The 23,868-nt window shown below is 49.8% G+C and carries 19 protein-coding genes and 1 pseudogene; 13 read left to right on the plus strand and 7 right to left on the minus strand.

The features are described 5' to 3' along the window. The first annotated feature begins 128 nt into the window (after positions 1–128). The 10 genes and pseudogenes from KHS78_RS07250 to parE all read left to right on the plus strand — a co-directional run bounded on the left by KHS78_RS07250 (position 129) and on the right by parE (position 8,023). A complete protein-coding gene (locus KHS78_RS07250) occupies positions 129–452 on the plus strand; it encodes a hypothetical protein (RefSeq protein WP_211826706.1) in 324 nt (107 codons plus the stop codon). Between the two features lie 483 nt (positions 453–935). After that, positions 936–1,589: a class I SAM-dependent methyltransferase gene (locus KHS78_RS07255; RefSeq protein WP_211826708.1), complete on the plus strand. Its 654-nt coding sequence runs from the start codon at positions 936–938 to the stop codon at positions 1,587–1,589. Between the two features lie 102 nt (positions 1,590–1,691). Further along, on the plus strand, positions 1,692–2,156 hold the full coding sequence (locus KHS78_RS07260) for a DUF3291 domain-containing protein (RefSeq protein WP_211826710.1): 465 nt from the start codon (positions 1,692–1,694) through the stop codon (positions 2,154–2,156). A gap of 82 nt (positions 2,157–2,238) precedes the next feature. After that, positions 2,239–2,874, plus strand: a complete 636-nt coding sequence (locus KHS78_RS07265) for a LysE family translocator (RefSeq protein ID WP_211826712.1) — start codon at positions 2,239–2,241, stop codon at positions 2,872–2,874. Positions 2,875–2,895: 21 nt separating this feature from the next. Then, the gene (locus tag KHS78_RS07270; RefSeq protein ID WP_211826715.1) at positions 2,896–3,312 is read left to right on the plus strand and encodes a PaaI family thioesterase; all 417 of its coding nucleotides are present in this window, start codon (positions 2,896–2,898) and stop codon (positions 3,310–3,312) included. 119 nt (positions 3,313–3,431) lie between these two features. Then, complete coding sequence (locus KHS78_RS07275) at positions 3,432–4,178, plus strand: metallophosphoesterase family protein (protein ID WP_211826717.1); 747 nt, start codon at positions 3,432–3,434, stop codon at positions 4,176–4,178. Between the two features lie 41 nt (positions 4,179–4,219). Further along, a complete protein-coding gene (locus tag KHS78_RS07280) occupies positions 4,220–4,702 on the plus strand; it encodes a GNAT family N-acetyltransferase (protein WP_211826719.1) in 483 nt (160 codons plus the stop codon). A gap of 26 nt (positions 4,703–4,728) precedes the next feature. Further along, positions 4,729–5,409 (plus strand): annotated as a pseudogene (locus tag KHS78_RS07285) (type 1 glutamine amidotransferase domain-containing protein). Between the two features lie 39 nt (positions 5,410–5,448). Next, complete coding sequence (locus KHS78_RS07290) at positions 5,449–5,964, plus strand: hypothetical protein (RefSeq protein ID WP_211826721.1); 516 nt, start codon at positions 5,449–5,451, stop codon at positions 5,962–5,964. Between the two features lie 169 nt (positions 5,965–6,133). Then, positions 6,134–8,023 carry a DNA topoisomerase IV subunit B gene (gene parE / locus KHS78_RS07295; RefSeq protein WP_211826723.1) on the plus strand — a complete coding sequence of 630 codons (1,890 nt, stop codon included), beginning with the start codon at positions 6,134–6,136 and terminating at the stop codon, positions 8,021–8,023. 293 nt (positions 8,024–8,316) lie between these two features. On the opposite strand, the gene KHS78_RS07300 is transcribed toward parE, so the two are convergent. Together KHS78_RS07300 and KHS78_RS07305 are read right to left on the minus strand one after the other, a co-directional pair. After that, the gene (locus KHS78_RS07300; protein WP_211826726.1) at positions 8,317–10,218 is read right to left on the minus strand and encodes a hypothetical protein; all 1,902 of its coding nucleotides are present in this window, start codon (positions 10,216–10,218) and stop codon (positions 8,317–8,319) included. A gap of 103 nt (positions 10,219–10,321) precedes the next feature. Beyond that, positions 10,322–10,483 carry a hypothetical protein gene (locus KHS78_RS07305; RefSeq protein ID WP_211826728.1) on the minus strand — a complete coding sequence of 54 codons (162 nt, stop codon included), beginning with the start codon at positions 10,481–10,483 and terminating at the stop codon, positions 10,322–10,324. Between the two features lie 766 nt (positions 10,484–11,249). On the opposite strand from KHS78_RS07305, the gene KHS78_RS07310 reads away from it, so the two are divergent. Continuing rightward, positions 11,250–12,614, plus strand: coding sequence for a hypothetical protein (locus KHS78_RS07310; RefSeq protein WP_211826730.1), 1,365 nt, complete (start codon positions 11,250–11,252; stop codon positions 12,612–12,614). Positions 12,615–12,703: 89 nt separating this feature from the next. Here the strand turns inward: KHS78_RS07310 and KHS78_RS07315 are convergent, their stop codons facing one another. Further along, positions 12,704–13,678, minus strand: coding sequence for a LysR family transcriptional regulator (locus KHS78_RS07315; protein ID WP_211826732.1), 975 nt, complete (start codon positions 13,676–13,678; stop codon positions 12,704–12,706). Between the two features lie 146 nt (positions 13,679–13,824). Here KHS78_RS07315 and KHS78_RS07320 point away from each other — a divergent pair, with 146 nt between their 5' ends. Beyond that, positions 13,825–14,637: an enoyl-CoA hydratase/isomerase family protein gene (locus KHS78_RS07320; protein ID WP_211826734.1), complete on the plus strand. Its 813-nt coding sequence runs from the start codon at positions 13,825–13,827 to the stop codon at positions 14,635–14,637. Positions 14,638–15,137: 500 nt separating this feature from the next. Next, positions 15,138–18,803 (plus strand): protein phosphatase 2C domain-containing protein, encoded by a 3,666-nt coding sequence (locus tag KHS78_RS07325; protein WP_211826736.1) that lies wholly within the window; start codon positions 15,138–15,140, stop codon positions 18,801–18,803. A gap of 1,042 nt (positions 18,804–19,845) precedes the next feature. On the opposite strand, the gene KHS78_RS07330 is transcribed toward KHS78_RS07325, so the two are convergent. The 4 genes from KHS78_RS07330 to KHS78_RS07345 form a co-directional block, all read right to left on the minus strand. After that, positions 19,846–21,321 (minus strand): helix-turn-helix domain-containing protein, encoded by a 1,476-nt coding sequence (locus tag KHS78_RS07330; protein ID WP_211826738.1) that lies wholly within the window; start codon positions 21,319–21,321, stop codon positions 19,846–19,848. Between the two features lie 405 nt (positions 21,322–21,726). After that, positions 21,727–22,437, minus strand: a complete 711-nt coding sequence (locus KHS78_RS07335) for a pseudouridine synthase (protein WP_211826741.1) — start codon at positions 22,435–22,437, stop codon at positions 21,727–21,729. A 180-nt stretch (positions 22,438–22,617) separates the two neighbouring features. Next, a complete protein-coding gene (locus KHS78_RS07340; RefSeq protein ID WP_211826743.1) occupies positions 22,618–23,223 on the minus strand; it encodes a hypothetical protein in 606 nt (201 codons plus the stop codon). Positions 23,224–23,327: 104 nt separating this feature from the next. Beyond that, complete coding sequence (locus KHS78_RS07345; protein ID WP_211826745.1) at positions 23,328–23,810, minus strand: hypothetical protein; 483 nt, start codon at positions 23,808–23,810, stop codon at positions 23,328–23,330. Between the last annotated feature and the right edge of the window lie 58 nt (positions 23,811–23,868).

A 23,868-nucleotide genomic window follows, 5' to 3' on the forward strand; every position in this document is an offset into this window, starting at 1 on the left:
GACTTTACTGGTTCTATCAGAACTGGAGCCTCTACAGACCCTATTTCAGCAAACCCATTTGGGCAATACCCAGGGCCGTCTTCAGTATATTCTTTACACACTCGCTGTTTGAAGAAATCGACAAACACTTGAAACTCAACAACAAGGACTATGCATGGAAACCCAATATTGAAGCAACGTTATATGTTGTCGTCACGATTATTGGGAATATTGCCAACAATATGTCCCAGAGCAACGTCTTATTTCCCTATACCGACATCATTTCCTTACTTTATATATTTATTCTTTTATCACCACTGGTTAAAGCCCAGCAGGCGATCAACACCCTCAGTGACGACCCAGCCGGAAGCAGCAATTCAACCTACACGGTTGCCAATTTTATTTGGATAGCCCTTGGCGTCATCTGGTGGGGCTTAATCATCATTGGCTTTGCTACTCTCATTCAAACGTAATCGCCAAAGCATCAGGTAACAGGATCTGCCTGTTTATATCTTCATTCACAACAATGCGTGCCGGTTATATACGGATTGGGGCATGCCAGGCCTGTTGGTCAGTATCCCTAGGACATCAGCGATATAACCGGCCTGTTTCCTACAAACCACTAAAAGCACCCACACGACGTTCCCCAGCAAGTTCCCGGCTATGGATTATGCTGTATGGCACATTGATCCTAAAGCCATCCAGGATTTCCTGTGTGAATGAAACGATCGCCACGGCCTTTTGAATCAAACGCGCAGGGAGCCCCCGTTGATCGGTTAGTGTTCTGCTGCCTCTGTTTGCTTGCATTATCGGGGATGACAAACATCGGCTCGGCCACAGGCATATCACTTTCACTGTGGACAGCCAGTACTGACCAACAGCACACGCCTTCATCGTTGAACTTCTGCACCTTGGGCGGATCAAACAGGCATATCTCACCAGGAGACTCAAGCCCAGTGGACAACTACGACCTTCAGACACTCGCCTCTCAGCTGGCCTGCCCCTATGGGGAAGACGGCACCGCCATTGCCGAAAAAATGAACGAGACCAATGCGTTTATTACCGAGCGCAGTATTGAAGCGCTGGCGCCAACCGCAGGTGAGCGCATCGTTGAAATCGGCCCCGGTAACGGCCTGCTTTCACGTCCACTGATTCGCGCCCTGGAAAAAAACGGCGAATATATTGCACTTGAGCCCTCTGTCGAAATGGTGGAACAGGCCTGGAACAACCTCTCTGGTCTGGGTGCCGCCCCGGTGACGATTTTCACCGACGACAGCTTTTCCGCACCGGTGATTACCCATTCGGTTGACGGCGTGATGGCCGTGAATGTGCTCTACTTCATCGACGATCTGGACGCCTTGTTCCGTAAGATCGCCTCTTGGCTCAAACCCGGCGGACGCGCTGTTTTCGGTGTGCGTTCTGACCACTGCCTCAAAGCCATTCCCTACACCCGTTACGGGTTTCATATCCGTTCCCTGGAAGATATCAAGGATTCCCTGCTGGCCAGCGGTTTCCATCTGGTTGAAACCAGCTATTACGATGAAGGCATACAACTGTTTGATGATCTGGAAATTCCACTGGATGCCTTGATCATTCAAGCAATCATGTAATAATCCGCGATTGCGTCACCCTGAAACCACCAGCACAGGACTTGCCTGGTGATACCCGCAGCAGGAAACAGCTGCCATTACAACACGCCCATCAGGAGTTGCATGTCGGATTCTTATCATCTCGCGCAGATCAACATCGCCACCGCCAAGGCGCCGCTGGACAGCCCGGTCATGAAGGGCTTCGTGGATCAGCTGGATGCCATTAATGCGTTGGCGGATCACAGTCCGGGGTTTGTCTGGCGTCTGCAAACAGACGACGGTGACGCCACTGCCCTGCAGGTCTTTGACGACGAGCGCATCATCGTCAACATCTCCGTCTGGGAATCGCTGGACGCCCTGAAAACCTATGTCTATGCAGGCGACCACCTGACGGTGCTCAAACACAAAAAAAGCTGGTTTGAAAAAATGGCCGGCCCCTCGCTGGCACTGTGGTGGATACCCAAAGGTCACATTCCGTCGATCGCCGACGCCAAGGCCGTTTTGGAAACACTGAAAACCAAGGGTCCCAGCCCCGAAGCCTTTACCTTTGCCAAACCTTTCCCTGCACCCAGTACCGTATCTGCCTGACTAACAGGTATTGCCCACTGAGTGCTCGTGCCACGGTGCACGCCAGGGAATTGATCGACGAAGGGACGTTAAGGAGCCTGCCATGACGCTCGAACTCTGGGTCTACTACACACTGGCCATTCTGGTCTTGACCGCCTCCCCGGGGCCCAGCGTGCTGCTATGCCTGACCACCTCGGTGACCGACGGGTTCAAATCTGCCATCTATACGGCGCTGGGCAGTCTGACCGCCATTGTCGGTATCATAACGCTCTCGTTTACCGGGCTGGGGCTTGTCATCAGCACATCCGAGCTGGCGTTTAATATCATCAAATGGACAGGTGCCGCCTACCTTATTTACCTGGGCATCCGGGCACTGACCTCATCACAGCAAAGTTATGACATCAGTGACAGTAAATCAGCTTCCTCACCTCGCAAACCCGGCAGTCTGTTCCTGAGTGGCTTCATCGTCGGTGCCAGCAACCCCAAGGCGATTGTGTTTTTCACAGCCCTGTTTCCGCAATTCATTACCCCTTCGGCCTCCCTGGTGATGCAGTATCTGGTGTTTGTCATCACCTTTGCCGTACTGGAGCTGTCCTGGTTGCTCTTTTATGCCTGGCTGGGCGCGAAGTCCTCGCGCTGGCTGATGCAGGCCGGCCGGGCTCGTTTTTTCAATAAAATCACCGGCGGTGTATTTGTCAGCGCCGGCCTTATCCTGTCCAGTACCCGGGCATCCACCTGATCGTTCCCAAGAGGTAGAAGAATGAGCGATTACACCGAGATGGGTCGAAAGATCCTGAAAACACAACCTTTCAGTCAGTTCCTGGGGACGGAACTTGATGCGCTCGCTCCGGGCTCCGTGGTTCTGTCACTGACCGTTCAGGACGCATTCAAACAACAGCATGGGTTTGTACACGGTGGCGTGCTGAGTTACCTGGCCGATAACGCCCTGACCTTTGCCGGCGGTACGTTATTAATGAATTGCGTTACCTCGGAATACAAGATCAACTATCTTCGCCCCGCCATAGGCAACAAACTGGTCGCTAAAGCCGAGGTTCTATCCACCGGCAAACGGCAGGCGGTTTGCCAGTGTAAAATTTATGCACATCAAGAAGGCGAGGAAGAGCGCCTGGTAGCCATTGCCCAAGGCACCATCATCAAGATTGAACCTAAAAGCTAAGACGGTTGGCCACCGTTGGAAACATCACACTTCCAGGCTGCCATGCACGTTTGACGACAAGGAACATCTTGCCAGGCGACGACATCCAGACAAAACAACAACCCAGGTTCAACACATACATGACCCGCTTTGCCGTACTGTCGGACATTCATAGCAACCTCTGGGCGCTGGACGCGGTGCTGGCGGACGCCCGGAAAAAACAGGTGGACCAACTGATCAACCTGGGCGACATTCTCTACGGCCCATTGGCCCCAAAGGCCACGTACGAGCGGCTACAATGCGAAACCATCATTACGATCAAAGGCAACCAGGATCGACAGATTTACGAAGCCACTGCTGCAGACATCACCGCTAATCCAACCCTCCAGTTCATTCTTGAAGACCTGGGTCAGGAGCCACTGCATTGGATGCGCAAACTGCCGCCCACACTGACGTTGGCTGAAGATATCTTTCTCTGCCACGGCGCACCGGATAATGACCTGATCTACCTGTTGGAAGAAGTGGCGGCGGGTTATCCCCGCATCCGACCTGATGCAGATATCTGCGAACAGGTGCCGTCCATCACCACATCGCTGATATTGTGCGGCCATACCCATATCCCCCGGGCTATTCAGCTATCGACCGGGCAATTGGTCGTGAACCCGGGCAGCGTTGGCCTGCCGGCGTACCACGATGATCTGCCAGTGCCGCATGCCATGGAAAACCATTCGCCCCACGCCACCTATTGCATCGTGGAAAGAACGGCGGCAGGCTGGACGACAGCGTTCGTCAAAGTGCCATATGACTATCAAAAGGCCATTGATGCGGCACATGCCAGAGGACGTAAAGATTGGGCCTTTGCACTGAGCACCGGCCGCGCCCCGTAAACAAAGCAAACCAGCCACACAGAATAGGCAGCCCCACAACAATGATTATCCGGCAGGCAAACGACGAAGACTTCGATGCTATCTGGCCCATCTTCCACGAAGTGGTGGCTGCTGGTGATACCTACGCTTACCCAACGGATACCAGCCGCGATGAAGCCTTCCGCCTCTGGATGTCAGCCCCCCGGCAAACCTGGGTAGCAGACGACAATGGCGTAATCCTCGGCACCTACACTATAAAAACCAACCAAGCTGGTTCCGGAGACCATGTCTGTAACTGCGGCTATATGGTGTCATCCGCCGCCCGCGGTCGCGGGTTGGCAACCGCCATGTGCGAGCACTCCCAAACCGTTGCTCGCAACATGGGCTATAAGGCCATGCAGTTTAACTTTGTGGCCTCCAGCAACAACGGTGCCGTCCGCCTGTGGCAGAAGCTTGGGTTTGAAACTGTCGGTCGCCTGCCCCGCGCCTTCAACCACCCGACGGAAGGTTACGTGGATGCGCTGGTCATGTATAAATGGTTGTAACCCGCATCCAGCAAGGAGACTCCGTGATGAACATTCTGATGGTACTCACCTCGCACGATAAGCTCGGCGACACCGGCGCCAAGACCGGCTTCTGGCTCGAAGAGTTCGCAGCGCCTTACTATGTCTTCAAGGATACCGGTGCGACAATCACCCTTGTCTCTCCGCTGGGCGGCCAGCCGCCGCTGGACCCCAAGAGTGCGGAACCGGATTTCCAGACACCCGCCACCAAACGCTTCAACAACGATGCCGACAGCCAGACGCAACTCGCCAATACAGTAAAACTGTCCACGGTATCTGCTGATGATTTCGATGCGGTTTTCTACCCCGGTGGCCACGGCCCACTCTGAGACCTTACCCAGGATGCCGACTCCATCCAGCTGATTGAAGCTCTGGCTTCCGCCGGCAAGCCCGTGTCCGCGGTATGTCACGCTCCGGCCGTATTGCTCAACGCCTGCGCTCCTGACGGCACACCGCTGATCAATGACCGCATGGTCACTGGCTTCAGCAACACGGAAGAAGACGCGGTTCAGCTGACTGCAGTAGTGCCTTTCCTTCTGGAAGACGCTTTAAAAGCCAAAGGCGCTCGCTACACCCGGGCTGATGACTGGCAGTCACATGCGGTAACGGATGGCGTGCTAATAACCGGCCAAAACCCGGCGTCATCCGAAACGGTGGCGAAGGCTGTGCTGACAATACTCGGCACTTGAATTCCGCCTTACACAACACCGACGGCACAGGCATTTTCGATGAGCCAAACCACGCAGCCTCCCCAGGAGCCACTGATCGATAATCAGCGGGACTGGACCGAAACCCTGCGGACTATTTACCAACAACGTCAGGCGACAAATCCCAAGCCTGTCGATGAACTCAGGGAGCATCACCGAAAAATCACCTGCTGGAGCTGGCAGTGGTTCCCCGCCGAGTTTGATCCTGAAACATCCCCCCGGCGGCAGGCCTGCGCCTTCAAGCATGAATCGGAACTAATGACGTATTACCACTCCAGCATGCTTCTGGGTGAGTTTCTGGAGCTCACTGAACTGGCCGTCCAATACCCCATGGGGAATCCCGTCGACGAATATGTTCTGGCGAAATCCCTGTTACTCTGCCTGTATGCCGCCCGGCGCAGTAACCACCCGGAGAATGTTCAAACACTGGCGGCTTTAATCGCACAGCAAGAACAGAAAGACCCAATCTCTTTTGCAAAAGCCAGCTGTGCTGTCAGTGCCTGGCTCAGTGCACATTGCGCACCGCTTGATGAGTGATCCCCGGTGCTGATGCCGTCCTCCCTGAAACCAGCGCCTCGGCCCACGACGCTGACACAGGGATAACCCCCTCGCTCCCCTTTTTGATAGACTGTGATATTTTGCAGTAACCGACCCGCGTTACGCCGGTCGGCAGGCATTACAGGTTTGACTTCGGTACAGGGAAACCATGCGTAACGATTACACAGCGGAATCCATTGAGGTTCTGAGCGGGCTTGACCCGGTGCGCAAGCGCCCGGGCATGTATACGGACACCACCCGGCCCAACCACCTCGCTCAGGAAGTCATCGACAACAGTGTCGATGAGGCGCTCGCAGGCCACGCCAGTGAGATCACGGTCATCCTGCATCCGGACCAGTCGCTGGAAGTCAGCGATAACGGCCGTGGTATGCCGGTGGACATTCACCCGGTGCACCAGGTCTCCGGCGTGGAGCTGATCCTGACCCGCCTGCATGCCGGCGGCAAGTTCTCCAACAAGAACTACCAGTTCTCCGGTGGTCTGCACGGTGTGGGTGTTTCCGTGGTGAACGCGCTCTCCACCCAGCTTGATATCACCATCCGCCGTGGCGGGCAGGTGTACACCATCGGTTTCGCCGACGGCCACAAGCGCTCCGAACTGGAGATTATCGACACCTGCGGCAAGCGCAACACCGGCACCACGGTCCGCTTCTGGCCAAACGTCAGCTATTTTGATTCCCCCAAATTCTCCGTCAGCAAGCTCAAGCATGTGTTGCGCGCCAAGGCGGTGCTCTGTCCCGGCCTGAAGGTGGAATTCAAGGATCTTATCTCAGGCGAAACCAGCACCTGGCATTATGAAGACGGTCTGGTCGATTACCTGAAAGCCGCCTGTGAAGGTTATGAACTGCTGCCCCTGCACCCTTTCACCGGCAACCTGACCGGCGAAACCGAAGCGGTAGACTGGGCCGTGGTCTGGCTGCCTGAGGGCGGCGAGCTGACCACTGAATCCTACGTCAACCTGATTCCCACCGCCCAGGGCGGCACCCACGTCAACGGTTTGCGTACCGGCCTGCTGGAAGCGATGCGGGAATTCTGCGAATACCGCAGTCTGCTGCCGCGCGGTATAAAGCTCTCGCCGGACGACATCTGGGAACGATGCAGCTACGTGCTCTCCGCCAAGCTGGCCGACCCGCAGTTCTCCGGCCAGACCAAGGAACGCCTCTCCTCCCGTGAATGTGCAGCATTTGTTTCCGGCGCGGTGAAAGATGCCTTCAGCCTCTGGCTGAACCAGCATACCGACCTGGCCGAACTACTGGCGGAACTGTGCATCAGCAACGCCCAGCGCCGGATGCGCAAAGCCAAGAAAGTTGCGCGGAAGAAGGTCACCCAGGGCCCTGCCCTGCCCGGCAAGCTGGCGGACTGTTCCAGCCAGGATGTCTCCCGCACCGAACTGTTTCTGGTGGAAGGGGACTCGGCGGGCGGTTCCGCCAAGCAGGCCCGCGACCGGGAATACCAGGCCATCATGCCCCTGCGTGGCAAGATCCTGAATACCTGGGAAGTGGATTCCAGCGAAGTGCTATCTTCCCAGGAGATACACGACATTTCCGTCGCACTGGGCGTTGACCCGGGTGCTGACGACATCAGTGGCCTGCGCTATGGCAAGATCTGCATCCTCGCCGATGCGGACTCCGACGGCCTGCACATCGCCACCCTGCTCTGTGCACTGTTTCTGCAACATTTCCGCCCGCTGGTCGACAAGGGACACATCTACGTGGCCATGCCGCCGCTGTATCGGATCGATATCGGCAAGGAAGTCTATTACGCGCTGGATGATGCCGAGAAGGACGGCGTGATGGAACGCCTGAAGGCCGAAAAGAAACGGGGCAAAATCAATGTACAGCGTTTCAAGGGTCTGGGTGAGATGAACCCGCTGCAGCTGCGTGAGACCACCATGTCGCAGGATACCCGTCGACTGGTGCAGCTGACCAACGAAGATATGTTCATGACCCGGCAGACCATGGACATGATGCTGGCGAAGAAACGGGCCTCTGATCGTAAATCGTGGCTGGAGACAAAAGGAAACCTGATAGAGATTGTCTAAGCGAAAAAATAATCGCGGCTCTTCGTAGCAATTGACGGCTCCCTTCTCCAATCCAAAGATCAATACTGATCTATGAAGATGGTAGAAGGGACGCCAAGACAGAAGATCCGAAAACCAAATCACTCAGGTTTTGTTCCAAACAACTTGATTCAATGGTTTGGGCACTATGATTAAACCATTCTGTTTTTTCAGATATTAATGACTCATGTACTTAAATGTTGTACCTAATAGCTCGTAAAACACTCTTATAAAAAAACCACCCTCAACATCACTGAAATCGACAGGCATCCCGCTTACGTATCTTCATCATCAAGAGCAGGCGGAGGTGGAGTGCTTAAACCTGGGGACATCGGAATGAGCAGCATGTCGGGCTCATTGATATTAATGTAATTCGATCCGACGCTGGCTATATCGTCAAATGACAACATTTGTGGCGGAGGTGCCGGAGAGGGGGTGGACGGCATCGGTTGTCGATGTGTCGACGTGCTCGGCTGTGGTGACAAGGCTGACGACAAACCCGCAACCGAAGCGGTCGAGGAAGCGGCAACATGCGTAGTAAGCGATGATGTCACTATCGAGGTTACCGCCACTCCTGGATCTTCTCTCGATACGCCCAATAGCTTCAATCTTTTATCACTGTGCTGGTCTTTCCCGTGCTTAGCAAGTTCCACATGCGTAGAGAACATCTGGTCACAAATGGCACATTTCCACGTCTTCACCGGCGCTGCCTTCGCGCGCGGGGAAACGATAGACGGTTCCTTTTTAGCCTGACTACTGGTGGCTGCCTTTTGCTGTGGTTTTAACCTGGGAATAGGGACTTTCAAATGCTCAGGCAGGGGATTACACCCCGTCATGAAATGTAGCTGAATATGATTCTTTAACAGCCTTTCTGTCGCAAAATATTCGTGACATAAACTGCAACAATATCGGCATTGACTCCTTTGTGAAGCAATATTCAAGGATACCGTGGTTTGTGCCTCTGCTTTGACGCTACCCCCTGTAGAAGATGGTGCGGCCCGTTCCGTGATACCTGCCAGCCTTTCTTCCCTTCTCAACGCGGGTGATTCAAGCACTGCTCTACGTATGGATTCTGAGCTACGTTCATACCCCTGCCTTGACGCACGCGGATCATGATCAAGCATGTGATATTGCAAGGTAGATTCGAACCAAAAAATCTCACCGCAAATCCCACACTTTACGGTCTGATCAGTATCTTGAGATGATGGCTTTTCTTCCCTTTCTCCAGGCACACTGAATTTTTCAGGAATCTGCCCGGACTGATACTGGTCATGAAGGCTCAGGTGAATTTTCAACGTATTTTCAAAACAAAACATTTTACCGCATAAATGGCATGCCCATTCGCCTATAGGATTTTCTTCCCCCTCAGGCTGAGTAATGGCTGGAGGCTGTGAAACCATGGCAGATGAAGTTTCAGGCTTGTGGGCTTTCTTGCGTTTTGCCTCTTCCATACCGGCCTGGCATTGACGTTGATGCGCTTGATAGCGAGCAGCGGTAATATAACCGCGATGACAACGATCGCACTGATAGAAGTAGTCACCGCGTTGCTCACTTTTCTGCCCTGTCGTCTTTTTCTTTCTCTTTGGCTTACTACCGGCTGATGATGGTGCATCGACACTCAGCGAGGCTCCCAACATCACAGCAGGTTCTTGCGCACGCTCCTGATCTCTCTGACATGGGACAGGTGACTGAATCTCCGCCATCGCTATGGCCAGAAGATCCACCGGACTCGACGCAGCACATTCCGCCTCAACTGTCGGCGCAGCTGCAGTGCCAGCCGAGTCTACCGTACTGGCAACGTACGGTGTTTCTGACCGGGTGGGTCCCAGCATGCTCTCAGCCGGAATCTGTCTCTCCCTCGCCTCATCACTGCCCGCCATGCCTTCCTGGACAGGTAACGCTTCCTGCTGTTTTTCACTGACACGTTCACCTTGCCCACCTTTTTCAGTCACCACTTCCTGAGACTCACCGGATACGGGCATTGGGGAGAATGGCAAGACACCGGGCAGCCAATCAGACAGTAGCCCCGGTGATGCAATCTCTCTACTCAGTGGGAAAGAAAACGGTGGTGAATCATGCTTCGATGAACCTCTGCCTGAGCGTTGTTCGTCATCGGTTGCAGGCTGTATACAAGCCGGACTCTTAACGCTTTCAGCTACTGCGGCATCGCCAAACATCAGGTCACTGACTAGCCTGGTATCACTCGTGGTCGTAATGCTTCTTGAAACAGACGTCAATTGCGACGTAAGCGCTGCGGTTGTCGATACCAAAGGCGATATATCAGGTTCCGCTGACGAAGCAGTCACCATAATTGACGGCATGGATACCGGCGATAAAGACGCTGTCGTGTTCGGCTTCATAAAAAATAGTACGTTTCGCAACGATGGCAGAAAAACCCAGCCTACTGGGATTGACGACGCGCAAGCCTACCAAGTCATACATTCACGTCACTAACCAGCTGATAAGCATCACTATTCAAATTCCCCACATTGCATGAGAGCGATAGACCCATGCTTAGCATTCAAAACCTATCCCTGACCCGGCGCCGGTTTCTTCTCTAGGCGAATCCTTTTGCAGTTGACGGTAACGGGTGGTCATTCAGCCTGCGGATACCCCAACCGCCAACGCATTCGCCCCTTTATGTTTCTGATGCCGGTGTTCGATGAGGTGTTAGGCACCCCGTCCTAAGCGAGGACAATCACTCTTTGAGCAAGCCAGACCTCCAGCCCCTGCAGCACTCACCCCAGCTATAGCCTTGTTTTAATGCCAACGTTCACTGCCACCTCGTTTCACAGATTCTTTAGCACATGATGGGTTATCGCCATGTTCTCAGCCGTATAGTCTCTTCTTGTCTACAAAGTGAATTATAATGCCTTAAGACTTTTTCGTTTCTATTGATGAATTATCTCGCTCGCAATGAAAACCAAATAATACTGCATGCCATAACAAACTTTGTTAGTCCTGCCTTTTTATTTTGTTAGCTTATATACTTGTTTTTTTAGCTTCGATGATTGAATGTAATAATAGCGCGAACAAGCTTGATTCATTGAAAAATTGTTATTGTCGTTAGATATACTGCATTTGTAGATTTCAAGCTTTTAATTTATTGGTATTCACTGTGTTTTCAAAACTCATGTCGACTTCTAGTCTGAGCAACATTAGCAACCGGTTTCCTTCCCTTGCCCATCTCATGCCATCCCGGAGAAGCGTGGAACTGTCATCCCGCAGTGTCGACACAGAGACTGAAACATTAGAATTGACACCCACTTCAATGTTCAGAAGTCTTACAGCCTCTCTGGGAGACCTTACACGCTCAGCGACAACCGGCAAAGCGCGAACGGTTAAAGCGTTTGATGCACAAATACTCGGTGAAAAATTCTACAAACACTCGCACCCTGCTCTCGGTAAACGGCTAAAAAAAACGTTGAATGAGCATGTAATGGAAGCCCCAGAACGACATGGGGAAGACTTAAAGCATAGTTTCATAAAATACCCTGTTATCAAACAATTTATTACTGAGATCCCCACAAGAAAAAAGGGTTATCAGATAACCCAACTAAACATGCATGATAGTTATGAAAAATTCCAGGCGTTTATCGCTGCATTGCTGGAGGGGCAGCCCCCAACGGCCCCCTTGTATACCACACTTAAAGCTATGTTCCTTGATGCAGGCTTCGATATAAAGGAGGCAACCGATGGAGAACAGGCTTATCGTCTCGTCTACGTTGGATTAGCGCAAAGGAAAGCCCAAAGTGAACCATCTCTCCTAGAGGCAATAAAATTAAAAGTGAGTAAGGTATATTCAAGCACGGAACATCTGCACAAAAGCAAGGTTATTAAAAGCATCGACAAGGCCAACCAGGAACGCCTGCACCTAAAAATGAAGACGTTATTATTACGGGATGTTGTTAATTTTCATGGAAAATATGTGACATGGTGCAAAATGCCTCCCATTGAGCACATCGATTTTTCTACGTTGACCGACAGAAAACCGAAACAAGAGGATACACTGGCGTTTTTGGAAAACCTGCAAGCCAATCTTGAGAAGGAAAACAGGGCTATTGAGCACGAGTTTACCCGACTGTATAACAGCCTGCCTTCGACATTCGAGCAGAAAAACCAATTCCGGCTTATGACTCTCCCTGACAACATGTCAGTGACGAAGGTTTGTAATGATATGGAAGTCATGATGTCGCTTACGCCGGGGTGGCGGGATGTGCTTCGCAACACGAGAGTACTTTACCGACGGGCTTATGTGGATGAAAGTGCCAAAAATACAACTCGATTTAATGAACTTAGAGAGTTTAAAAGATTATTTGAGGAGATGAAGCACATCGTCACATGGGAGGACATCGATAAGGCCGTGTGGGCACAAAATCTCATGGTCGAATGGCTGAGAAGTAATACGCCGGATGCACTGTGCACGGTGGGCCCTTTTAAGTGCTCATCCGGCCTGCGTAAGGCATGGAAAGGTCAGCTAGCGGCGTGGGATATATCCTGGAAACCGAGAATAACTGGCGCTCATGCCACGGCAGTGACGCCGTCTTGTTTCCAGCGATTCAGTTGTCGATAAACGCAGACGCTTGAGCAACAAGGTTTCAGGCCTTGTTTTTTGTCTTTATTATTAATTGTCTTTTATCACTAAAGAGTCTGACTTGGGTATCAGCTTGAGATCAATGCTGAGGGAACGCTTCTATTTACATAAAGTTTTTCAAAATCGGGTATACGCTGCTCCCATATGGGCACTCTCTCACCAATCACTTTTTGAATTACCCCGAGAAACAGGCGAGATTTAAGGGGTAAGTCTCTATGTGGGTAAACGGCATAAAAAGTACCAAAGTCAGCCAGATTGATGTGTGTCATCACGGGAACGAGCTTCCCCTCCAGGATTTCATTATTGATCATTGAGGCTGTCACAACTGATAACATATTGCCGGTTACAGCGGCTTCTATCAAACCATCCTGTTCGTTAGTTTTATAAACGACATTCAGGTGGATGTAAGATTCTTCTCCATTACTCTCATAGTATTTGAACTTATCCATCAGGCTCCCGTTGGATGAGTAAACGGCTGCGGGCAATTGCTCCAGTTCCGCGACGGATTGTGGAGTACCCCGTCGTTGTAAAAAATCGGGGGAGGCAACAATAAGCAGACGATTTCTTGCCAGCTCTCTGTAAATAAGGCTTGAATCTGCTGAGTAACCTGTTCGAAACCCAAGATCAAAATTCTCAGCAATAAGATCAACCATCTTGTCTTCCAGCCTCAGCTCTATGCTGATTTCTGGATATAATTTTTGATATTGAACCACAGCCTTTTGCACATAATGGCGCCCAAAGTGACAGGTGCTGTTTATCCTTAAAGAACCCATGGGTTTTGTGTGAAAGCATTGTGCCTGCAACCGCGTTTCGTCGAGGACTGTACGCAAACGCTTAGCTTGAACCAGTATTTCATTGCCAGCACTTGTCAACGACATAGACCGCGTCGTTCTGTTGAGCAGGCGTATGCCAAGCTCGTTTTCTAATTTGTGTATTTGCTTTGAAACCATCGAGCGATTGACTTGCATTTGCTCTGCGGCACTCGTGAACGACTTTGACTCAGCCACCCGTAGAAATAGCAGTAAGCGTTCAGTAAAACCCATACGTCATTGGTTCGCATTGTTGCCATTGTGACAACAATATAATGCTTATCTGTCCATTTTCCAGCCGTCGTTTTTTCCTATATTTCTGATTCAAGTCAGTTGTCTGACATATATGCCCATTCACTCACGAGTAGAAGGTTCCTGTAATGAGTAAAATTGCCATAAGCAAAGAGGGAAAAATTACTTATGTCTCTATTGATAACAAGCCGATCAACTTATTAACGATTGACCTGATCAATGAATTAAATAAATTCATCCTTTCATTGAAAGATGACAGAGATACGACGGTTGTAGTATTCAAATCCATGAACCCTGTTTTTTTCCTGGCTCATCTTGATATTACCCTCATTAATGGTACGCCAGGTGGTCAGGCTGCCTGCATCGAGTTTAGCCATTTGATTCATAACATTAAATCAATGCAACAGTTATCCGTTTGTATTGTTGATGGTTATGCACGCGGGGGGGGCGATGAATTTGTCATGGCCTGCGATCTATCCTACGGCACGGAGAATGCCGCTTTTGCCCAGCCTGAACTGTATATCAATATTCCTACGGGGGGGCAGGGAGCGGTTCAATATGCTCGTCGGCTCGGGAAAAGCAAGGCACTACAGGCTTTGCTGACTGGCGCTGACTTTAGTCCACAGCAGGCTGAAACATTGAATATTATTACCCGACATGTGCCGAAAGCGGAGATGGAAGGCTTTTTGTCTCAACTGTTGGGGATTATGAGCAAGTGGGAGCTTGAAGATATTGGCATGTACAAGAATATCGTTGCCATATCCATCAAGGATGAACAAGCCGGGGCTGAATTGGAATTGCGCTATTTTCTTAGCCGCGCTAAAGATGAAAAAACCCAAACGATTATTACTACATTCCTTAAACATGGCGGACAGACAGAGCGTGAAGCTGAGGATATGCAAGGGATTTTCTTTGATACCGTCAAAGAACTGGAGGGTTAGGCGAGCTGTATTGTAAATACCCATCAGGTTCCTCACACAGGCATTCAAGCTGCGTTGTACGACTTGAACAGGGAACCACCCTACTTTGCCCTGCGCCCTACTCTTCCCCTGGATGCCTGTGTGATGCGCTTGTTTCCTGCCTATTTTGGAATGCTCCTAGCCTGACATTTTTAGCATTTCTTTAGCAGCATGTATTGGTAACTCTTCCTGTTATGCCAGCAATAAGACTTCACTCCTAAGCCTGTTGTCCTGATCTACAGGAATCTCGACGGGTAATACAAAGGATTGTCCACCATGGCTGATCATCGGTGCCGCCATATTAGAAGACCGCGGGGAACTAATCGTGCAAGGGCATGTCCAATGTTAAACCACGACAGTTTCCATTATTTCGAGAGCCCCGATTGGCTCCTACGTCACGCTCTCCTGAGAAAGGCGCCCGAGAGGCAGTCGTTAGTCCATTATCTGGGTTATAAAATGAAATCTTGAGGCAGAGTAACAACATGGATGTCAGCGCTAGAGCGGGCTTTCCCGCAAGCCCTTCAGGCAATAGCAGCCCCGTTCAGAGCAGCGACCGGCAACTTGCCGATCAGCTGGTCAATGCAGCAGAAAAAGGGGATAGCCACAAGGTAATCCGCGCCGTTGCAGCCAATGGCTTAAACATACTGTCAACACACCATAGTGAAACAGGCAATACGGCGCTGCATGTCGCCATAAAAAACAGTCACGTTGAGGTGGTGGGCGCAATCACGGGCCTGCTTGTTAACCCTGACCCCAATCCATCGAGTTCTGTCAGCCTTCAAACACTTCTTGCACTACAAAACAATGAAAGCCAGTCACCGCTGGAAGTCGGCGATATCACGCCCGAAATCAAAACAGAGCTCTTAGCCGGTTTATCTGACCTGTGGCTCTTTTGCGGCCGCCATAACGGATACATGGTAATCCCTTATCAGCAGAAAGCTTGTGGCTGCAGGGTCTGTGAATTATGTGCGCAGACTCCCCAGACTGACTATGTGACCTGTACGAATTGTCCAAGATATCTGAGAAAAGATGACACATTCAAAGATACGGGCATGCTTAGGGAAGTGAAAAATCAGATCAAAAAATACCAGGTTCTGTTTGAAGGGGAAGGTATTCCAGCCTGCCCCGGTGACTGCCAAAGCAAGAGCCTGGCCTATCCACCGTTTGAATCCCAGTGCGGTCATGTTCTGTGCTACAACTGCGTATCGAGAGCCGAACAGACATGTCAGGCAACGATTGATGGCTCCGACAAGAAGTGTCAGCAACCTCTCAAAGCCATGCGTATGGATGAAGATGCTAGCAAGCTGTTCATTGGTCTTTTTTCCTCAAAAACCCAATACGATGACGACTCTGTCATAGGACAGTCTATTCAGGAAGTAACTCACCGTCCGCGTACTCCAGCAGTGCAGAAGATTAAGGCGATACCATGGACCGATCCGTTCCAACATCTCCCTGAGGTCATAACCCATGTTATCAACGGCATCATCACAGAGACGTGCCGATGCTTCCCACATCGATACGCAGTACCAAAGAAAGACAGGATTCTTAAAACATATTATTACGACGACCCGCTCAAAAACCTGAAAATCGAGGAACTGGAATACAGGCTGGAGTTTTCCCCTGACAGAATCAGAGAAAAGCTGGAGACGGCACGAACAAATGCCCGTACACAACAAGAAGCAGAACAAAAAGCGGCAGAGCAAAAAGCGGCAGAGCAACGCGTGATTGCACGCCCAACAGCTGATGACGAACCGCTTACTCCGCCTGATGATGCTGAACAACAAGAAACATCAGGCAGTTCACTGGAATGCCTCCTCCGAGAATTGGATGCAAAGTTAGCAACATTGTCTGACTCAACCACTGGAGAGCTGGAGACTGAACGGGCCATTGCCCACGAACAGCAAGCAGAACAAGAAGCAACAGCGCAAGAGGTGGCTGAAATCCCGGCAGATAGTGATATCGAGATTATTTCTCTGCCTGATGAGCCGGTTCAACAGGAAGCCTCAGAGAGTTTGTTGGAATCCTTACTCCGAGAATTGGACGCAATGTCAGAAACGTTGCCAGGCCACACGACTGGAGAGGTGGAGACAGACCAGACAATTGCCCGCACACAACACGAAGCAGAACCAGAAGCAACCGTGCAAGACGTAGCGGAAAGCACAGTAGATAGTGATATCGAGATTATTTCGCAGTCTGATGAGTCTGCTCAACCGGAAGGATCTGACCGTTCGCTGGCATTACCTCCCCGAGCGCCCTTTGTAATGTCAGACAGGTTGAGTGTGAGAATCACAGCAATGCTGGAGGCTGCACCAACAGCAACCCACACACAACAAGCAGCAGAACACATACCGACAGAGCAACAAGTGACGGAACATCGCGTGACTGCCTACCCGTCAGATGATGAGGATATCGACATTCTTACTCTGCCTGATGAGTCTGCTCAGTGGGAGGCATCTGGCAGTTCGCTGGAATCAGGTCCCCCAGTGCCCTTTGCAATGCCAGATACAGAGCCTGACCCAACCACTGCAATACCGGAGTGTGCAGAGGCATTTACCCATACACAACAAGAAGCAACAGAACAACCAGCAACATCGCAACACGTGATTGCACAGCCGACAGGGGATGATGAAGGCACGCTTGCTCTGTCTTCTTATGATTTTGGTCAATGGTTAGCATCAAGCCGTTCGTGGGGAATGCGTCCCTCTATATCTTACGCAATGCCAGAAATACTGTCTGCCCCGTTCACAGCCCCGGAGACAGAACCGACCAACGCCCAGACACTACAACAAGCACACCACGATGCAACAGAACAGTATGAGATGGAACAGTCGGTAGAAGGCATCGAACGGCTTGTTCTGTCTGATGATGCGGATTCGCTGACATCATCAGGAAGTTCGTGGGGAATGCTCCCCTCTATATCTTACGCAATGCCTGAAACGCTGTCAGCCCCGTTCACAGCTGCGCCGGAGACTGAACCGCCCAATGCCCAGACACAACAACAAGCACACCACGACGCAACAGAGCAACATGAGATTGAGCAGTCAATAGATGACATCGAAACGCTTGCCCTGTCTGCTGATGATGATGCTTCACTGGCATCATCAGGGAGTTCGTGGGGAACACTCTCCCCTGAGTCGAACGCAATCCTAGAAACGTTGCCTGACCCAATCACAGCAATGCTGGGAACTGCACCTGCAGTTACCCAGACACAACAAGAAGCGCCAGAGCAACACGTGATTGCACAGCCGGCAGATGACACCGAACTACCAGCCCTGTCTGATGATTCTGATCCACTGGAAGCGATAGATAGTTGGCAGCCATTACTCCCCCCTGTGACTTGCGAGATGTCAGAAACATTGCCAGGCGTCAGCATTGCCTCTTCCATTGGATGGCGGCCAACCATGGAAGATGCCCACATTGTCACAGACTTCACCATTAAGGCCGGAGGGGAAGATGTACCGATTCAAATACTGGGGGTTTTCGATGGACATGGGACGAAGGCGGTAGCAGATCATGCCGCACAGTATATCGTCAAATTCCTCACCAAATGGCTTGAATTGTACAATACGGAAGGCCTGACAGATGAAGGGATATGGAACGCCATCAAGATTGCCCTTGTTGACCTCAGCCGCAGCAGTCACTGTGCACTTGGCGGCAGCACCGCCTGTGTCGCCCTGATTATAAAGAACGACCTTTGGGTTTCTAACCTTGGCGATTCCCGCGCCATTTTGGTAAACCGTAACGGGGAGGACATCCAGTTAAGCGAGGATGCCAAACCAGAGAATAAGATCTACAAGCATTCGATTAAAAAGCGAGGCGGTTTTGTTGAATTTAGCTTAGGTTGTCATCGGGTCAATGGCGAGCTTGCACCAGCACGGGCTTTGGCTGATCACCAGTTGGACGGTGCCGTAAGCTCCCGCGCCAAAATAACCCGGTACCCCCTGACCAGTTTTTCCGGTTGCCTTGTGCTGGCCTGTGACGGCGTGACCGATGTACTCACCACCAAAAATATCGGTGACATTACACGGGTAGCGCTGAGCGAGGATGATCCAACCGTTAACATTGCCGACAGGATAGCCAAAGAATCGCTTAGGAAGGGCACAACGGATAACGTATCCGCCGTCGTGGCTCCATTGGGGGGTGCCTGATTAGCAGAATGATCAACCGTATTCGGGAACCTCACATGTAGTCCAATTCCAAAACCTGAACCTCAATCAACTCCCCCCTGTCTAGATCCGGCCGTAATAAGGCGTCGCTGAGTCTGCTTTAACGGGTACTGGTCAACGTAAGCAATATAAACAAAGAGATTGAATACCGTTAGCGTTATTAACAACATCAAAACTATTTAGGCCTGATGGCGTCATAGTCTGACACTTTGGCAAGAAAGAAGACTGAGAAATTTATGCGACCCTACTACCCCTATCCGCCCGGAAGTTCAACATCTCATCCAGCAGGTAACTACCCTCATCAATATTCTTATAATGCTGATTTTGATAGAGGCTTCTTAGCGGGTCATCGAGTAGGCTACAGGGACGGTCTGGAAGAGGGTATGCGACTTCTACAACAAGAAATACTACGAAGCCAATACCCATACCCATTGTCATTTCCGAATCAAGGCGGGGGGGGACATTTTCCAACAAGAGTGACCGCACCGGTACCATCGATGCCTACCCTGTCTACCGCTCCATCAATGTCTCATCCTATTGCGCCACCTATGATGTCAATGCCTCACAGTGATCCTTCATTCAGCTTTCACAGTCCGTTTGTCAATTACGATTATCGGAGTGCGGCTACTGCAGCGTATCAGCCACAAGCATCAACGTCAGTAACAGCATCAGGGTATCCTATTGGATCATCACTCTTATCAAGCACACAAACGGCCGTTGGAACTTCAGCACCTGCAGAACAATCATTAATAAGTCATCCGAACCAAGAATCAATCGCGCATCCATCAACCTCTCACGTTGAGGCGGAAGATAGGGTAAGCGATAGGGTTACACCAGAAGACGGCCGCCAATCCACTTCGTCAGCTCAATTAACTAATGACGCTTCTGATTATGATGATGAAATAATAGATGTGGGAAGCTAGGGAGGGTTGCGCTTTATCTTCGGCAACAGGGGAAAAGAACTAAAAATCACGGCTGCTTCATGCGCTCGCTTTACAGGGTTTGCACGTAGCGCAGTGAATTTTCAGTAGATGGAGCGCACGCCAGGTACACGATAACCTTTGGTTAACAGTGTCGTCTGTAAATCATCGGCCACAGAATCCCACTGCTCGATACTCCAACCCTGCATCAGGCTTTCATCCTTTATGCAGCTGAATAGACCTTCAACGGATAACGGTTTGGAGAGTATGGTCAGTTTTTTATTGATGCGCTCATCCTGAATAGTCCGTAGCACAACAAACTGCCTGCTATGCAGTTCATGCACAATCAGCGTGCCATGCGCTAATGCTTTTTGGAGGATTAATGGGCCGCATATCTGCACGACCTCTTCCTGATAACTGAAACGTGGATGTCGCTCCGACCAGATTCTGTAGGCTTTTGAGAGATTGATTTCGTAAAACTTGTTTGGTCTTCTGTATACCCTGATAACCGCATCACCAAAAAGCTGTTTACCCCAATCCTCCATGCTATTGGCATCACGGGGATCTGAAAACGCTTCGTCTGTTAACTGGCGCAATGCCTTCGGGCTTGCGTGACCGGTCAACCGGAAACGTTGCCGATGTTCACTTCTTTTGGTGTCAAACTGTTCTTGAAGTTCTTTGCATTTCGCCAACAGTCGTTTGGCGTGAGCTTCCGGATCATAGAGCTTGTCATTTCTCCCCCCCACATTTTCATCGTGCCCGGATTCAAAGAGGTTTTTGATCATAGGCATTTCCAGATGCCCTCGAGCCCTTGTGCAGGCATCCGTCAGCCGTTTACGGGGTATTGCAGGAGACCAGCCATAACGTTGGAATTTATGCTCAATGACGTCTTCTATGCATAGCTTCAGCTTGGTGAGATCATCATCATGCCGCTTTTTGGTGAGGTTATACCATGTGGCAACGATCGCACGTTCCAGCCTTTCGGCTTCCAGACTTTCTTCACGCTCAAGCTTGGTCACTTCTTCATGGTAAGTCGCCAGGGCATCTTCCAATTGCGTGATAACCGACTGATTGCTTCCTTCAATCTGAGCCTGGCTACTGAACCCCAGACCATGCTGCTTTTTGGGGCTGCCATCAGAATCAATCAGTTCCAGTACGTTGCTGTGCTCACTAAGAACCTCATTGAAACCGACTTCCCCCGTGGGATAACGGCCTTCGGAATCATGCTCGGATACGGCTCGCAAGCCTTCCATGAGTACCTGTTGTTCCCAGTTGTCAGGCAGGCTCGGGGTCATGGCCTTGAGAATGGGGTAGGCTGAAAATTGATCCCCTGGCGCTTTCGGATACAGCATCCGGATAAGGATCTGGGCATGCTCATCTTTGAGTTTGCCTTTCCCTGCCTTGATCTGGCTTATGAACGGCTGACTGACGCCTGTAGCACTTGCCATTTCACTCAGGGTTCTGCCTTGCTGTTCATTCAGCGCTACCAGTTCCCTGGAATAAGGGTGCTTTGCGGGGCTCCCCTCCGGGAACAAAATCTTCTCTATATCAGCATCCAGCGTCTGCATCTTGTTTCTCATTGATTGTGAACTGCAGAATTCATTCATACCGGCTTTTTCAGAATCGCAAAACAACTGTTTTACTTATAGTTTTCTTATTGCTACTTCTTATCTAGCTGTTTTTATTAATATTAATTGAACATTCATTTTATGCAAATTCCAAACCCGGCAGCTTTTCGCGTATTCCCGGCTGTTAATACAGACAAAAATCAGGCTCAACGCTATGATTTGGTGAAAGCCGATTTAAAAACACCAGATAAACTTATAATTTACTTATGAAAGACCAATACTTTACTTATAATATTCTTTTTTAGCGCCTATTCTCTGCAATATGATCAACCGCATCCGGGGTTATCGCTTGGGTGACCGGTCTCAACGTTTACAAACTTCACTAGCCTTCCAAACCTGCCCCTATCCCTCAGGCATTCAATGCATCTGATGTATCTGAGTCTCTTCCATGGTCAGCAACCGGCTCTTGCCCTGCTCAAGATCACCCAGGGCGATATGCCCCACAGAGACCCGGTGAAGCGCCACTACCTGATTTCGAAAAAAGCCAAACATGCGTTTCACCTGATGATACTTGCCTTCAATAATCGAAAGCCTGGCGGTGTAGCGGGAGAGAATCTCTAAACAGGCGGGCTGAGTGGTAATGTTTTCGTACGCGAAATAGATGCCTTCCCGAAAGACCGCAATATACTCATCCGTTAATGGCTTAGCCAATGTCACCTCATAGGTCTTGGCGAGCTTGGTCTCGGGTAAACTGACCTTGCGGGACCATGCACCATCGTTGGTCAATAGCACCAGCCCCGTGGTATTCAAATCCAGCCGACCCACAATGTGGAGTTCGTGCTTCTGAGGGTGCTGAATCATATCCAGCACGGTGGTGTGCTGAGTGTCTTTCGTGGCACTGACAACCCCTTTGGGTTTGTTCAGCATGAGATAGACGGGCTGTTTATCCTTTAAGCAGTGACCATCCAGTACGACATGGGTGAATTCAGTCACGGTCTGCTGAACGGAATGCGCCAGATGCCCATCTAACAGAATCCGTTTTTGCGCAACCAGATAACGGGTATCCGACATCGAAAAAGCACTGTGTTTACTGATGAAGCGATCGAGTCGGTAGGTTTTGGATTTCATGGAATGATGATAATGCGATTTGGTGACAGGTCTTGATTATTGACTTACTAAAATTCAAAAAACATAAGCCTTTGCTCACATTGACACATATTTGGAGACATAAAGGACAACTTATATTAGCGCAGTCACTAAGACAAACTAACGGCCACAAGATCTCATAAAAAAATGACTGAGGAAGAGTTAGCTCAACTTTGAATTTGAAGAATTTAAATCTTTAAAAAACATGAATAATACAGCAAGCAACTGAAACATAATTGATAAATGTCGATAGAGTGATTCTTTACGTGAAAGCTCACTTAGCGAGTCAGTAATGCTGATCACTTTTTTGTTCCAGTCGTCGTATTTTTGGAGTGCATTAGCCATCTTCATCTCATATAAAGCAAATAAACCATCAATATCTCCTGCATTATAAAGGGACGTAATATTAGCAACTAGCTCACTACTTGCTGCCTCGCGTGTCGCGGCGGCTTCAAGAGTTAAAACAGAATCCCCTAACAAACGAAGCACATTTCCTTGTTCGCTTGCAAGATATTTTTCTAGTTCACCAAACGCATCTAAGCCTCTGTAAAACTCAATATTAAGTAAAATTGAGATGATTCTCGAATTAGACAAATTTTGAATTGCTTCACTTTGATATTGAGCTGACATCTCAACATAATAACGACTAGAGTCTTTTTCCACCTTGAGATCATCAATTTCACTTTGCATTTTTTGAGATAGGACCAGCATTACAATAGATAATGCCGTTAGAACAAAAACAAGAGAAAGGATTAGTTTATTGCGCATACATCCTCAAAGAGCTGACGCTTGCATTAGAGAATTTACCGAAAGCTTAGTGATTCTGTTGTCAACTAAAACGGGGGAAGTTCAAATCACTCTTAAATTTCTTGTTAGGAATCATGCTTAAATACTAGGTAATCTATGATGTTCACCTTGGAGCTTCCAGATTTATTCAACATCTTACCTACTAACTCAAGCTTCCCATGATCATCAGCTTCATCGATATGCAAAAGGGCTACAGCAACGTCCATACGCTTATCTGATATTGGAGTAAAGTTAAGTAGAACAAATTGGTTACTTACAGTGCCAGAAACTTTATAGTTTTCTTGTCGGTTCGAAACCTTATGATGATATGAACCTTCCACTTGATTTCCCCATTGCCTAAGTGACATTTGAGCTTCAATTTTGTACTTACTTTTATCTATGTCATGTGTCCAATCGCCGTCTACACGCACACCGTTGTACAGCTTATCTTTACCCCATGGAATTACGACTTTCCGTACAAACTCTGAGAATCCAATAAATAACGCAGTGGCCATTAGACTGCTAACAATACCAATAACCAACGATATAAAATTACTACTACTTTCCATTTTAAACCTGTTTTGATTCCTAACGAGTCTGTAGAAAAAGAACAAAAGTCCAAAGAGG

Origin of the sequence: Kistimonas asteriae (genome assembly GCF_018263925.1) — a bacterium.
GTDB lineage: Bacteria > Pseudomonadota > Gammaproteobacteria > Pseudomonadales > Endozoicomonadaceae > Kistimonas > Kistimonas asteriae.